Here is a 13,129-nt window from a genome sequence, read left to right as displayed (position 1 = left end):
TTAAAAGTTTTTTGAAGCCTAAGCTTCAGCTCAATGAATACTGATTTTGTTCTTGTTTCCAAGAACGAATTGACTGTACTGCAATAAATTACTTTATTGCTGTTGGTCACTCAGCTCAATTGAGACTCTAAATTTGTTTGCGTCATTCAGTAAAACTGAAATCAGCTGTTAGAACTCAATCTGTACGAGTGCCCACACAGATGATTGCTTCATATTTTTAAAGAACGTTTCGAGTTGCTTTCGCGTCTCGAGGGCTGTGCATTCTACTCAACCCTGCTTTGTTGTCAACACTTTATTTTAAGAAGTTTGCATTTTTCAATGCGCTTTTTAAAACTCAGTTTTACTTGACTCACTCAACTCGTTGAATCGCTTGTTTGTAAGCAGTCCGCCGTGTCGGTGGATGCGCATTATAGGGAGATTCGATTTCCACGCAACCCCTTTTTTAAAGAAAACTGCAAAAAATAGATCGTTCGCTCAAATTCCGGCCTATATAAACACTTTTACTACGTTATTAACGCTATAATTACCTCATGTTAGGGAGAAAACCGATCTCCCGAACACATTTTCGCCAACTCTATTGTGCTTCGGCAGAGCGCTAGCTAAAGTGGAACAAGATCACCTTAAAGGGATAACTATGACTATACAAAGCTACAAAGGTAAAGCACCGAATATTGATAAGACCGCCTATGTTCATGAGTCAGCGGTGCTGGTTGGAGATATAGAGGTCGCTGAGAACGCAAGTATTTGGCCACTCGTAGCCGCTCGCGGCGATGTAAACTATATGCGCATTGGTAAACGCACTAATATTCAAGATGGTTCGGTACTGCACCTTACGCGTGCCAGTAAAGCGAACCCCGAAGGTTACCCACTTATTATTGGCGACGATGTCACGGTAGGACACAAGGCCATGCTCCATGGCTGCAAGCTAGGAAACCGTATTCTCGTTGGTATGGGTGCCATTATCATGGACAACGTCACCGTCGAAGATGATGTGATTATCGCCGGTGGCGCGCTTGTTCCCCCGAATAAAACGCTGCATTCTGGATACTTGTATGTTGGCAGCCCAGCAAAGCAAGCTCGACCACTGAGTGATGACGAACGTAAATTTTTGAAAGTATCCGCAGATAATTATGTGCGCTTAAAAGACGAATACTTTAACGAAGTGGTGCCAGTGGTGGAATAACCACTTGGCCCTCGGCGGTAAACTCCTCATCTTCGATAAGTTGCTGCGCGACCTCTTCGTAGTCAAATCTTAATTTCGCAAAGTGTGTAAGCGCATCACTGCGTTCGATATTGTCCATATCTATAGTGCAGGGTATTAGCATGCCATTGGCCATAGCGTAAAAGGTGAGTACTCCATTGATGTACTCTACACGATCTACGAATTGGATAGCTTGATTCATTTTAACTGCCCCTCTCTTAAGGCACGAATGACTGGTTCGCAGTCAGGCATAAAGCCACGCCACAAGGCAAATGCATGAGCGGCTTGAGCCACCAGCATGCCGAGACCATCAACACAAGAAACATAATTGTTTATGTCACCTGCCCAGCGCATAAAGCTGGTTGGCTGATCGGCATAGTACATATCATAAGCATACTGGCAGTGTTTCATTACCTTAGTATCAATATCTGGAACCTGACCGTGAACACTGGACGAAGTGGAGTTGATAACAATATCAAAAGGGCCTTCACTCAACTCCGTAAAGCCACAGCCATGAACCGCTACGTTGCTCTCTATACGCTCTGCCAACTGCTGTGCTTTACTTGCGGTACGATTAGCGATCGTGAGTGAGCCGATACCACTTTCGATTAAGGGTAATACAGCCCCTTTCGCAGCTCCTCCCGCTCCGAGTAGTAATACATGTCTATCGCGCAGCTGACCAAAGGCCCGTTGCAAGTCGCTGACCAAGCCAATGCCGTCGGTGTTGTCGCCCATTAACTTGCCTTGCGGAGTAAGCACTAAGGTATTAACCGCTGCCGCTAATTGCGCGCGCTCAGTTAAGGTGTCAGCCAACGCAAAAGCACGTTCTTTAAAAGGCAAAGTGACATTGGCTCCCTTGCCACCGGTGGCGAAAAAGTCAGTCACCGACTGCTCAAAGCCTGCTAACGGTGCTAAAATGCGCTGGTAATCCACCTCTACCCCCTGCTGGCGAGCAAACGCTTGGTGAATAAGGGGAGATTTAGAGTGCTTAATAGGGTTACCAAAAACCGCGTATTTATCCATTATCTTTCCTAATAATTGAGCAGGCTATGAAGCAGTTACTTAAACGCATCCTCAAAAAAGATGCAAATTCATCAACCACCGCTGCCAAAACCGGGCACCCGACCGTGTCACAGACTCCTTATGATATGATTGGAGGTGAGCTAGGGGCCCGCGCTCTAGCTAATCGATTTTACGATATTATGGCTCAAGATGAATACGCAAAACCTTTATATGATATGCATCCCCAGCCATTAGACCGCATTCGTCAGGTGTTTTTTGAGTTTCTCTCTGGCTGGCTCGGTGGGCCTGATTTATTTGTAGAACAATACGGCCACCCGCGCCTAAGACAGCGCCATATGCCCTTTCCAATTGATAAAGGCTTACGTGACCAGTGGATGCATTGTATGAACAAAGCGCTTGATCAAGAAATTGACAACCCGGTACTGCGAGAAAACCTGCGCCAATCATTGGCGCAGCTTGCAAGTCATATGATCAATTCACAGTAGCGTACTAAGCTAGCCAGTCCTGTGGCTTTAAGTAATGCTCATATAGTTTCGCCTCGGCAGTACCTGGGGCGGGTGTATAGTCATATTCCCATCTCGCCAGCGGTGGCATAGACATGAGAATAGACTCTGTACGGCCACCGCTTTGCAAGCCAAATAAAGTGCCTCGGTCCCAAACTAAATTGAACTCTACATAACGACCGCGACGATAAAGCTGAAATTGGCGCTGCTGTTCGTCATAGTCAGTGTCTTTTCGCTTACTGACTATCGGCAGATAAGCATCTAAATAGCCATTACCCACCGCCTGCATAAAGGCAAAACTTTTTTCGAATCCCCATTCATTGAGATCATCAAAAAATAATCCGCCAACACCTCGGGTTTCATCACGATGTTTCAAATAGAAGTAATCATCACACCACTTCTTATATTTTGGATAAACATCCTCCCCGAATGGGTCGCATAAATCTTTAGCAACCTGATGCCAATGCTCTACATCTTCACGTTCAGGGTAAAAAGGTGTTAAATCAAATCCACCACCAAACCACCAAATAGGCTGCTCGCCCTCTTTCTCAGCGATAAAAAAGCGTACGTTGGCATGGCTGGTTGGGATATGCGGGTTTTTCGGATGAATAACTAATGAGACACCACACGCATGAAAACTTCGTCCAGCAAGCTCAGGCCGATGTGCTGTTGCTGATGCAGGCATTGACGCACCAAATACGTGAGAAAAATTGACACCGCCTTGCTCGATAATAGCCCCGTCACGAATAACGCGCGTACGTCCGCCACCGCCCTCTTCTCGCTGCCAAGCATCTTCTACAAACTGTGCCTTGCCATCGGCTTTCTCTAGACCAGCGCAGATCTCATCCTGCAACGCTTTAAGGTATTCTTTCACTTGTGCTAAAAGTTGTGATGCCATGATTAACCTCGAAACGTTTGCCCGCTGAGGGCATCTTTTATAGTGCTGGGCTGTTGCTGGCCACCTAAGGGTTCATCAACATAGCAACCCACTTGTTCGGCAAACGCCGCTTTCGCAGCCGCAATTGAGCTAACCGGCTGCTCACCACTTAAGTTGGCACTCGTTGACACTAAAGGGCCACCAAAGGCTTGGCATAAACGCTTCACAGTTGGGTGATTGGTCACTCGCACCGCTATGCTATCAAACTTGCCAGTAAGCCATTTGGGCGTATCAGCGGCAGCCGGCATCACCCAAGTGACAGGGCCTGGCCACTGCGAAAAGATATCAGCGCGCTTATCCATAGGAATTTTGTGATCGGCGACATAAGGCAGCAACTGACCGTAATTATCGGCAATAAGAATTAAACCCTTCTCAACCGGACGCTGCTTAATAGCCAATAGCTTTTCTACTGCCTGTTGGTTCATTGGGTCGCAACCCAGCCCGTACACGGCCTCTGTTGGGTAAAGAATAACCTCACCCTGTTGTAAGCTTTTTACAACCGGGTCTACTGTGATTGGCTCTGACACCTTCTAACTCTCCACATTCTCAGCTTGTTTATGCCCACAGGACTTTTGCGGACATTGTAACACAGGTCCCCCAGCAAGATTACGCTTGACCATGACCGGCCAATCACACTGCGGGCAAGCATGAGCCACGGGCTCATAGTTCAAGCTGTATTTGCATTTGGGGTAAGCATCGCAAGAGTAAAAGGTTTTACCATATTTATTACTACGTTTAGTTAAACGACCATCATGACACTTTGGACAGGTTACTAGGTTTTGCTCTGGCTGCTGTTGCTTTTGATCGGCGATGTAATGGCACTGAGGGAAATTGGTACAGCCGATAAACATACCAAAGCGGCCGTTTTTCACCGCTAAAGGCGAATCACACTCAGGACAGGGATTATCGTCTAATACCTTAAGTACGGCTGTGTCATGTTGGTGCAAAGGACGAATGAAGTCACACTTCGGGTAGGTTGCGCACCCTAAAAAAGGACCGTTCTTAGAGTGCCGCATCACCAACTCACAACCACACTGGGGACACACTTCGTATTCTTTCTCTAGAGCATGTTGATTAGCATTAAATAACGAATGGTCGATCTTGCTCACGCACTACTCGCACTTTGGTGAATTTGCGCCCAATATACTGACCCCAACACAGAGATCAAGCTTAATGCAGTGTTGGGTTCGGGTCATCGAAAATTAAATCTTCCATTTGTGCATAAGCCTGCTCCTGCCCAGGCACACTTAACAACACCATCAGTACCACCCACTTCAAATCGTCCAGTGCAATTTGCTCTTGGTCCAGTGCCACAGCGCGATCGATAACCATCTCTCGAGTTGTGCTATTTATAACGCCAATTTGCTCTAGGAACATTAAAAAGCCTTGGCACTGAGTATCAAGTTTCATACTTTCGTATTCGGTATAGATACGGCACGCTCCAGTTGGGGCATTATGCAAATAAGGGCGCTCGTCGCTATATTGCAACTGAGCTAATTGCTCCAACCAATCCAGTGCTTTAAATATTTCGCTGTTGTTGAACCCTGCTTTACGTAATTCGTCGGTGAGTACGTTCTCTTCAACAAAAATTTCACTCTCGCTGTGAATATAGTTTTCAAACAAATACATTAGGATATCAAACATGTTACCCGCCCCCTGTTTTTACATAGCCCTCTGAGGTGCTCTCTATTAGCCCCTCCAGCTCTAAATCGACTAGTTGCGTCAGTAGTTCTGTAATGGGTACTTCGGCGCTACTAGCAATGTCATCAACGCAAGTAGGCTCGTAACCAATATGACGAAGTATGCTGTTTTCATCCTCACGGTAAGTAGGTTCACTCTTTATATATAGACCGTTTTGCGCAGAAAAACCTAACTCGAGCAATACATCTTTTGCTGATTCGACCAAGGCCGCGCCCTCTTTTATTAGCTTATGGCAGCCTTTGGCATAGGGATTATTAATCGAGCCCGGTATAGCCATTACCTCTCGGTTATAGTCCGCAGCCAGTTCAGCCGTGATCAATGAGCCACTCTTACGCTCAGCCTCAACCACTAAAGTAGCGACCGATAAGCCAGCTATAATGCGATTACGTCTAGGGAAATGCATAGCCCGAGCCGGAGTTGTGGGCACAAACTCACTGACTAACAGACCCTTTGCCAAAATATCATCACGTAAGGCTTTATTGCGGCGGGGGTAACAAATATCAACACCAGTGCCAAGCACAGCTACAGTTTGACCTGTCGCCATCAGTGCCCCCTGATGAGACATGGCGTCTACGCCCATTGCCATGCCTGAAGTGATTGTTAGCCCCGCAGCACTCAATTGCTGGGCTATTTCTTGGGCACATCGCTTCCCAGCAAGCGAAGCACTGCGACTGCCGACCATCGCGATTTGTGGTAGTTTGAGAAGCTGGGTATTGCCTCTGCAAAACAGTAATAGCGGTGGATCGGGTAACTCAGCTAACAGCTCGGGGTAAGCAGACGTACCCAAGGCTATAACATCAATACCCTGATGTTTGAATGCTTGAATCTTGCGCTTGTAGTTAGCAATATTAAGCGCTGAAAGGGCTCCAATGATGTTGGCTTTTACGCCGTAGCATTGCAAACACTCAGGCTCCGTAACCATGCGAGCTAACGGTACATGCGTAAGCAACTTATTGACATCGCGGCAGCTGAGTCCACGAACATAGAGCAAAGCCAGTAATGCGGCTTGATGGAAATGTAAATCGGCCTCTGACGAGGCCGATGATAACGGTAACTGGTGTGCCATGCTCCCTCCTTGAGCACAACCCAACGCAGTGTACGATCAGCTGTTACTAATTAACACTGACTACATCGCCAACGCGAATTGGGCGTAGCGTTTTTGTGACAATAGCATAGCTCACTCTATCTTGTACTTTCAGTACCATAAGCTCGCCGACTTTCTCTTTCGGCATATGCCACGTGGTGTTGTCACCATCCTCTTCGAAATTAAAGGACTCTTCAATGTTAGACGCAACTTTCTCGTAAGTGCTCGCGTCTTCTTTATAACTTGGCCCATCATCACCATCAACCACGGTGGGTGACTGTCGACGAATATCAAACATATGTCCTGCTTTCACTTCGTCTGTCAGGCCACGATTGAGTACCACGATGTCCATCTTGCTGAATTCACGCAGCTCATTGGTTGACGCAATAATTTCGCCATCAATTGCCTTGTCAGGGCGACGCATTTTAAAGAACGCTGGCAAGCTTTGCCCTTCGCTGACGGGCAGTAAGAAGTCACCAGCATTAATTTCACGCTTCACATCGTTAACAAACACAGAGGCTGGCACACCGTTATCGAAGTCTCCCGAGCGGAACGCACGCGCAGTGGCAACGAGCTTAACCTCGTAACCAAGCACTTCTTCTGTTTGTGGGTCAATGTAAGGATCATCTTTGTGGTAAATAGCGTAGTTACGGTTACGTTCTAAATCGCCTTTAACGTAAAGAATGTGGCCTTTAGTTGGGCGCTTAACGTTCTCATTAGCACCTAACACATAGGGCTGAGCCGCTATTTGCTCTTCACTTAGCGCCTGTTCATAGGTTAAAAATGGACGCAATAGCTCTAAAGAAATAGTTGGAATAGCGCTATCACTCTTCATGGTTTTGCGACCATGGGGAGTTAGTTTTTGATAGTTTTCTGGACGCTCCATCACTAAGCGAGGTCGACCCTGAGCGTCATACACAAGGTATAACGTATCACCCGGATAAATAAGGTGAGGGTTATCAATTTGTGGATTCATTTGCCACAGCTCTGGCCATAACCAAGGCTTGTCCAAATAAATAGCAGAGATATCCCATAACGTATCTCCCTTTTCTACCACATACTGCTCAGGGGCATTTTCTTTTACCGTTAGAACATCTGCTAATGATGGAAAAGCAGCCGCAAGTGCTAATACGGCAGCCGATAGCTGTTTTATCATTGTAATGAGCTTCCTCAAGCTTGTTTTATTATAATTATTACCCAATAACCTGTTAAAGGTGCACACGAATGGCTAAAATAAAAACATAACACAATACCCGATATTTAGCACAATTTTTAATAAGGTAGCTATGGCACTTTTAGAAGTACTTCGATTCCCTGATGAACGTTTGCGCACAGTCGCTCAACCAGTAACCGATATTAACGATGATGTTCGCACCATCGTCAAAGACATGTTAGAGACCATGTACGATGAAAATGGTATTGGTCTTGCGGCCACCCAGGTTGATATTCATCAGCGTATCGTCGTCATCGATGTTTCCGACGAGCGCGACCAGCCGTTGGTTCTTATTAATCCTGAGATTACTCATAAAGACGGCTCTACGGTCAGTGAAGAGGGTTGTCTATCCGTTCCAAACTCCTATGCGAAGGTTGATCGCGCTGAAACGGTGACAGTAAAAGCCCTGAATGAACAAGGTGAAGAATTCAGCCTTGACGCCGACGGCTTACTGGCCATTTGCATTCAACATGAATTAGATCACCTACTAGGTAAGCTATTCATTGATTACTTATCTCCTTTGAAGCGCCAACGTATTCGCAAGAAGCTTGAAAAAGAAGCGCGTCTTGCCGCAAAAGCTCAGTAACAAGGATAAACAGTGACTCAAGCTCTTCGCATCGTATTTGCCGGTACGCCGGATTTTGCCGCCCGCCATTTGCAGGCACTTATTGACTCAGAACATGAGGTGGTTGGCGTGTACAGCCAGCCTGATCGCCCCGCAGGTAGAGGAAAAAAGCTCAAGGCCAGTGAGGTTAAAACGCTTGCTTTAGAGCATAACTTACCTGTTTATCAGCCAACTTCTCTAAAAGACGAGCAGGCACAACAGCAACTTGCAGAGCTAAACGCCGACGTTATGGTGGTAGTTGCGTACGGGTTGTTATTGCCAAAAGCGATTTTAACAACCCCCAGATTAGGTTGCCTCAATGTCCACGGCTCCATTTTACCTCGCTGGCGAGGCGCAGCCCCTATTCAGCGCGCTATCTGGGCTGGCGATAAGGAAACTGGCATCACTATTATGCAAATGGATGAAGGTCTTGATACTGGCGATATGCTGAGTATTGCTCGTTGCTCCATTGCCGCTGATGAAACCTCAGCTTCATTGTACGCTAAACTTGCAGACTTAGGCCCAGCAGCGTTAATTGATACCTTAGCCAAGCTCTCTACCATAGAGCCAGAACCCCAAGACGATGCTCAAGCAAACTACGCTAAAAAATTATCTAAAGAAGAGGCGGAGTTAGATTGGCAGCTTGATGCCGAGCAATTAGCTCGCAACGTGAGAGCCTTTAACCCATGGCCTATTTGTTTTACCAAGATGCAAGGCAATACCGTCAAGGTGTGGCAAGCCGACGTTGTTACCGAGCAAGGTGCACCAGGGCAAATATTGCGGGCCGATAAAAACGGTATTGTGGTCGCCTGCACCAACCATGCTCTGTGCATTACCGAGCTTCAACCGCCAGGTAAAAAACCCATGTCCGCCCAAGACTTTTTAAACGGTCGAGCCGACTGGGTCAGTGTAGGTAGCACCTTGGCACATATTGCAGGCGAAACCCATGAGTAATGTTCGCGCCCAAGCGGCGCACACACTTTATCACGTCGTCGATCGCGGGGTTTCTCTCTCGGCAGCTCTGCCCCGCTACAGCCGGGACCTCAATCCAAAAGATAAGGCCTTGATGCAGCAAATTTGTTATGGCGTCTTACGCTACCTGCCAAGCCTAGAATTTTATTGTCAGCAACTGCTGGATGAACCCCTCAAAGGTAAACGTCGTGTCTATCAGTTTTTACTCTATGTTGGCCTGTACCAATTAATACATATGCGTGTTCCCGAGCATGCCGCAGTCGGTGAAACCGTTAATGCACTCAAAGCGATGCGCGCACCTGGCCTGAAGGGCCTAGTTAATGCCGTATTACGCAATTTCCAGCGCCAACGCGATGAGCTCGAAGCGGCAGCAACACAGATCGATGCTTGTAAATATAATCACCCAGGCTGGTTGTTAAAAAAACTTAAGCGCGACTACCCAGAACATTGGCACACCATTGTTGCCCAAAACCAGGCGCAAGCGCCCATGTGGTTACGCGTGAATCAACGTCAGTATACTTGCGAGCAATATGGGCACCTGCTCAGCAAACAAGGTATCGAGTACAGTCAATTTGCCGATTACCAAGATGCAATAAAGCTTAAAAAAGCTGTGGATGTGCAGAAACTACCAGAGTTTTTCGCAGGGGCAAGCTCTGTCCAAGATGCAGCTGCCCAGCAAGCCGCGAGGCTGCTTGGCGCACAAGATGGTGAATATGTGCTCGACGCCTGCGCCGCGCCGGGCGGCAAAACCTGTCACATACTTGAGTTGGCCGATGCAAAAGTGGTGGCACTTGACTGTGACGCTGAACGTCTAGACAAAGTGCGCGCTAACTTACAGCGATTACATCTTGATGCCGAACTTGTTTGCGCCCAAGCACAAGACACTGAGTCATGGTGGCAAGGTCAGCAATTTGATCGCATTTTATTGGATGTTCCCTGCTCAGCAACAGGGGTGATACGCCGTCATCCTGATATTAAGTGGTTAAGACGGCACTCTGATATTGACGAGCTCGCCAAGCTACAGGGACAAATCCTTGATGCTATTTGGCCATTATTGAAGCCGGGCGGGACTTTACTGTATGCCACTTGTTCGGTGCTATCAGAAGAGAATCAAGAGCAGATGAAAGCCTTCTTCACACGCCATAGTGATGCTCAGCATAGCCCACTGCACGAGCAAGACTCTTTAGCTCAACCAGGGTGGCAATTATTACCTGGCGACACCGATGGCTTCTATTACGCAAAAATAATAAAACAGTGATATAGCAATGAAAATTATCATCTTAGGCGCGGGGCAAGTCGGCGGAACACTGGCTGAAAACCTTGTCGGCGAGCAGAACGAAATCACCGTTGTCGACATTGATGGCGATCGCTTGCGCGAGCTACAGGACAAATATGACCTGCAAGGAGTCACTGGGCACAGTGCTCACCCGGATATTTTGCGTAAGGCCGGCGCTGAAGATGCTGATATGATTATTGCCGTCACCAGCTCCGATGAAGTCAACATGGTGGCCTGCCAAGTGGCCTACAGTATTTTTAATACACCCACCAAGATTGCCCGTATTCGCTCGGAGCAATACCTGCGCTATCGTCAGCAGTTGTTCCATAATGACGATTTGCCAGTGGATCACTATATCGCTCCTGAGCAACTTGTTACCAAGTACATCCGTCGCCTCATTGATTACCCAGGGGCCTTACAAGTGCTGCAATTTGCCGATGGCAAGTTGTCTCTGGTCGCAGTCAAAGCCTACTATGGCGGTTTACTCGTTGGTTATGCGCTATCAGCATTGAAAGAGCACATTCCCAATGTAGAGACTCGTGTTGCTGCAATTTACCGCCAAGGCAAGGCTATTAAACCCTTGGGCACCACTGTGATTGAAGCCGACGATGAGATCTTTTTTATTGCCGCAACCAAGCATATTCGTGCGGTAATGAGTGAACTGCAAAAGCTTGAGCGTTCTTATAAGAAGATCATGATCGCCGGTGGCGGTAACATTGGTGCTGGCTTAGCGCGCTCGTTGGAAAAAAACCATAGCGTTAAGCTGCTGGAGCGTAACCCACAACGAGCTGAGCAATTATCTGAAATGCTCGATGATACTGTTGTTTTTTGTGGTGATGCGTCTGATCAGGAGCTGCTATCAGAAGAGCATATTGAGCAAGTCGATGTATTCATTGCGGTGACCAATGACGACGAAGCCAATATTATGTCAGCTATGTTGGCAAAACGTATGGGGGCGCAAAAAACCATGGTGCTCATTCAACGTGGCGCCTATGTTGACTTGGTGCAAGGCGGCGAAATTGACATTGCTATTTCACCACAGCAAGCGACCATTTCAGCCCTGCTGACTCACGTAAGACGCGGTGACATCGTCAATGTTTACTCGTTACGTAAAGGCGCGGCAGAGGCAATTGAAGCCGTAGCCCATGGTGATGAGAACACCTCTAAAGTGGTAGGCAGAGCTATCTCTGAAATTAAACTACCTGCAGGGACCACTATTGGCGCTATCGTGCGCAATGATGACGTACTGATAGCCCATGATGATACAGTGATCCAAAGTGGTGACCATGTCATTATGTTCTTGATAGATAAAAAGCACATTCATGTGGTTGAGAAGCTCTTCCAAGTCAGTGCCATGTTTCTGTAAAACATAAAAAAGCAGCCTTAGTGGGTGGACTAAGACTGCTTTTGCGTTGCTCTAATGGGTCTGGGTATTTACTCAGCGTGAGCAAATTCTTCCTTAGATAGCTCGCCATTTCCATCAATATCAAGCTCATCAAATTTAGTTAGAATCGCTGCATCTGCACTTGCCTCTTCCTTGCTGATGCTGCCATTACCGTCGACATCCAATGTATCAAAAGTAGAACCTGCGATAGCTGTTGCAGAAGAAGCCAAAATCGCCATAGCAAGTAGTGTGTTAGTCGTTTTCATCATGCTTTCCTCTTAGTTGGCGTTAAATTACTCAGCTTTTGCGAATTCTTTTTCGCTCAGCTCACCGTCTTTATTGGCGTCCAAATCCTTGAACTGCTGCATTAGCTCTGGATACTTAGACGCTTCTTCCATGCTGATAGCGCCGTTGCTATCTACGTCTACACTGTTAAAGTCCATATCCAATGCGAATGCTGATGATGCGCTTACTAAACCTACGATAGCGACTGCTTTTGTTGAATTTTTCATAATGTATCCTCTTTACTGTGTGGTGTTGTCCGGTGTTGCGCAGTCGTTACTGCGCTTTAGCAAATTCTTGCTCAGATAACTCACCGTTCATGTCAGTATCCAAGTCTTTAAATTGACTCATAAGCTCAGGATACTTAGACGCCTCTTCCATGCTGATAGCGCCGTTGCCGTCGGCATCAATAGTGTTGAAATCTGCATCCAATGCGAAAGCTGAAGATGCGCCTACAAGTGCCATTAATGCGACTGTGTGTTTCATGGTTTTCACAACTTGCTCCTTACCTTGTTTGGTAAATAATTGGGTTACTCGGCTTTATCGAACTCTGCTTTTGAGAGCTCACCGTTGCCATCTGTATCGAGTTGATCGAACTGCTCCATTAGAGCGGCATCGACAGAGGCCTCTTGAACACTGATAGCGCCATTGCCGTCGGCATCAAGTGCGTTAAAATCTGCTGCAAAGACAGCACTTGATGCAGCTAAAGTGACAAATGCGATTGTTGACGTCATACCTTTCATAACAAATCCCTCTTAACGGAAATAAAGTGCGTGAGAAAGAGCGAATAGCGCTCAAATATTGCTTAAGCTTGCTCGAACTCTTCTTTTGACAGCTCACCGTTACCATCGGTATCTAGCTTGTCGAAGTGCTTGCTAAGCTCTGCATCCACTGCTGCTTCTTGCTTGCTGATAGCGCCATTGCCGTCTGCATCTAAAGTAGAGAAATC

19 protein-coding genes are annotated in these 13,129 nt (G+C 46.9%); 6 read left to right on the top strand and 13 right to left on the bottom strand.

The annotated features are described in order from the left end of the window. The first annotated feature begins 634 nt into the window (after positions 1-634). Positions 635-1,183, top strand: coding sequence for a gamma carbonic anhydrase family protein (locus EXT46_RS18645; protein ID WP_053911912.1), 549 nt, complete (start codon positions 635-637; stop codon positions 1,181-1,183). On the opposite strand, the gene EXT46_RS18640 is transcribed toward EXT46_RS18645, so the two are convergent. Both EXT46_RS18640 and aroE read right to left on the bottom strand, forming a co-directional pair. Then, positions 1,155-1,403 (bottom strand): DUF1488 family protein, encoded by a 249-nt coding sequence (locus EXT46_RS18640; RefSeq protein WP_053911913.1) that lies wholly within the window; start codon positions 1,401-1,403, stop codon positions 1,155-1,157. The genes EXT46_RS18645 and EXT46_RS18640 overlap by 29 nt on opposite strands. Further along, the gene (gene aroE / locus EXT46_RS18635; protein ID WP_130149073.1) at positions 1,400-2,224 is read right to left on the bottom strand and encodes a shikimate dehydrogenase; all 825 of its coding nucleotides are present in this window, start codon (positions 2,222-2,224) and stop codon (positions 1,400-1,402) included. The genes EXT46_RS18640 and aroE overlap by 4 nt, the downstream gene beginning before the upstream one ends. 26 nt (positions 2,225-2,250) lie before the next feature. Here aroE and EXT46_RS18630 point away from each other — a divergent pair, with 26 nt between their 5' ends. Beyond that, a complete protein-coding gene (locus EXT46_RS18630; protein WP_130149072.1) occupies positions 2,251-2,709 on the top strand; it encodes a group II truncated hemoglobin in 459 nt (152 codons plus the stop codon). Between the two features lie 4 nt (positions 2,710-2,713). On the opposite strand, the gene hemF is transcribed toward EXT46_RS18630, so the two are convergent. The 6 genes from hemF to EXT46_RS18600 form a co-directional block, all read right to left on the bottom strand. Then, on the bottom strand, positions 2,714-3,625 hold the full coding sequence (gene hemF, locus EXT46_RS18625) for an oxygen-dependent coproporphyrinogen oxidase (RefSeq protein ID WP_130149071.1): 912 nt from the start codon (positions 3,623-3,625) through the stop codon (positions 2,714-2,716). A 2-nt stretch (positions 3,626-3,627) separates the two neighbouring features. Next, positions 3,628-4,191 (bottom strand): L-threonylcarbamoyladenylate synthase, encoded by a 564-nt coding sequence (locus tag EXT46_RS18620; RefSeq protein ID WP_130149070.1) that lies wholly within the window; start codon positions 4,189-4,191, stop codon positions 3,628-3,630. A gap of 3 nt (positions 4,192-4,194) precedes the next feature. Continuing rightward, a complete protein-coding gene (locus tag EXT46_RS18615; protein WP_130149069.1) occupies positions 4,195-4,773 on the bottom strand; it encodes a topoisomerase DNA-binding C4 zinc finger domain-containing protein in 579 nt (192 codons plus the stop codon). Between the two features lie 61 nt (positions 4,774-4,834). Continuing rightward, positions 4,835-5,308: a DUF494 family protein gene (locus tag EXT46_RS18610; protein WP_045980674.1), complete on the bottom strand. Its 474-nt coding sequence runs from the start codon at positions 5,306-5,308 to the stop codon at positions 4,835-4,837. A 1-nt stretch (position 5,309) separates the two neighbouring features. Further along, positions 5,310-6,431, bottom strand: a complete 1,122-nt coding sequence (gene dprA, locus EXT46_RS18605) for a DNA-processing protein DprA (protein WP_130149068.1) — start codon at positions 6,429-6,431, stop codon at positions 5,310-5,312. A gap of 46 nt (positions 6,432-6,477) precedes the next feature. Further along, positions 6,478-7,605, bottom strand: coding sequence for a LysM peptidoglycan-binding domain-containing protein (locus EXT46_RS18600; RefSeq protein WP_130149067.1), 1,128 nt, complete (start codon positions 7,603-7,605; stop codon positions 6,478-6,480). A 130-nt stretch (positions 7,606-7,735) separates the two neighbouring features. Here EXT46_RS18600 and def point away from each other — a divergent pair, with 130 nt between their 5' ends. From def to trkA, 4 genes are read left to right on the top strand one after another with little or no spacing between them, the layout of a single operon-like run. Continuing rightward, complete coding sequence (def, locus tag EXT46_RS18595; RefSeq protein WP_022946916.1) at positions 7,736-8,248, top strand: peptide deformylase; 513 nt, start codon at positions 7,736-7,738, stop codon at positions 8,246-8,248. Between the two features lie 12 nt (positions 8,249-8,260). Then, positions 8,261-9,220 (top strand): methionyl-tRNA formyltransferase, encoded by a 960-nt coding sequence (gene fmt / locus EXT46_RS18590; protein WP_130149066.1) that lies wholly within the window; start codon positions 8,261-8,263, stop codon positions 9,218-9,220. Then, a complete protein-coding gene (rsmB, locus tag EXT46_RS18585) occupies positions 9,213-10,496 on the top strand; it encodes a 16S rRNA (cytosine(967)-C(5))-methyltransferase RsmB (protein ID WP_130149065.1) in 1,284 nt (427 codons plus the stop codon). The genes fmt and rsmB overlap by 8 nt, the downstream gene beginning before the upstream one ends. Before the next feature lie 7 nt (positions 10,497-10,503). Continuing rightward, on the top strand, positions 10,504-11,880 hold the full coding sequence (gene trkA, locus EXT46_RS18580; protein ID WP_022946913.1) for a Trk system potassium transporter TrkA: 1,377 nt from the start codon (positions 10,504-10,506) through the stop codon (positions 11,878-11,880). 68 nt (positions 11,881-11,948) lie between these two features. On the opposite strand, the gene EXT46_RS18575 is transcribed toward trkA, so the two are convergent. The 5 genes from EXT46_RS18575 to EXT46_RS18555 form a co-directional block, all read right to left on the bottom strand. Further along, positions 11,949-12,164 (bottom strand): EF-hand domain-containing protein, encoded by a 216-nt coding sequence (locus tag EXT46_RS18575; protein ID WP_022946912.1) that lies wholly within the window; start codon positions 12,162-12,164, stop codon positions 11,949-11,951. Between the two features lie 27 nt (positions 12,165-12,191). Beyond that, a complete protein-coding gene (locus EXT46_RS18570) occupies positions 12,192-12,410 on the bottom strand; it encodes a calmodulin (RefSeq protein WP_022946911.1) in 219 nt (72 codons plus the stop codon). A 46-nt stretch (positions 12,411-12,456) separates the two neighbouring features. Further along, on the bottom strand, positions 12,457-12,675 hold the full coding sequence (locus EXT46_RS18565) for a calmodulin (protein WP_022946910.1): 219 nt from the start codon (positions 12,673-12,675) through the stop codon (positions 12,457-12,459). A gap of 35 nt (positions 12,676-12,710) precedes the next feature. After that, positions 12,711-12,923, bottom strand: coding sequence for a calmodulin (locus EXT46_RS18560; protein ID WP_130149064.1), 213 nt, complete (start codon positions 12,921-12,923; stop codon positions 12,711-12,713). 62 nt (positions 12,924-12,985) lie between these two features. Continuing rightward, positions 12,986-13,129, bottom strand: a 144-nt coding sequence (locus tag EXT46_RS18555) for an EF-hand domain-containing protein (protein WP_130149063.1), incomplete at its 5' end; no start/stop codon positions are given.

This window comes from Pseudoalteromonas sp. CO325X (assembly GCF_004208955.1).
Classification (GTDB): Bacteria; Pseudomonadota; Gammaproteobacteria; order Enterobacterales; family Alteromonadaceae; genus Pseudoalteromonas; species Pseudoalteromonas ruthenica.
This window is presented reverse-complemented; position numbering and strand designations above follow the sequence as displayed.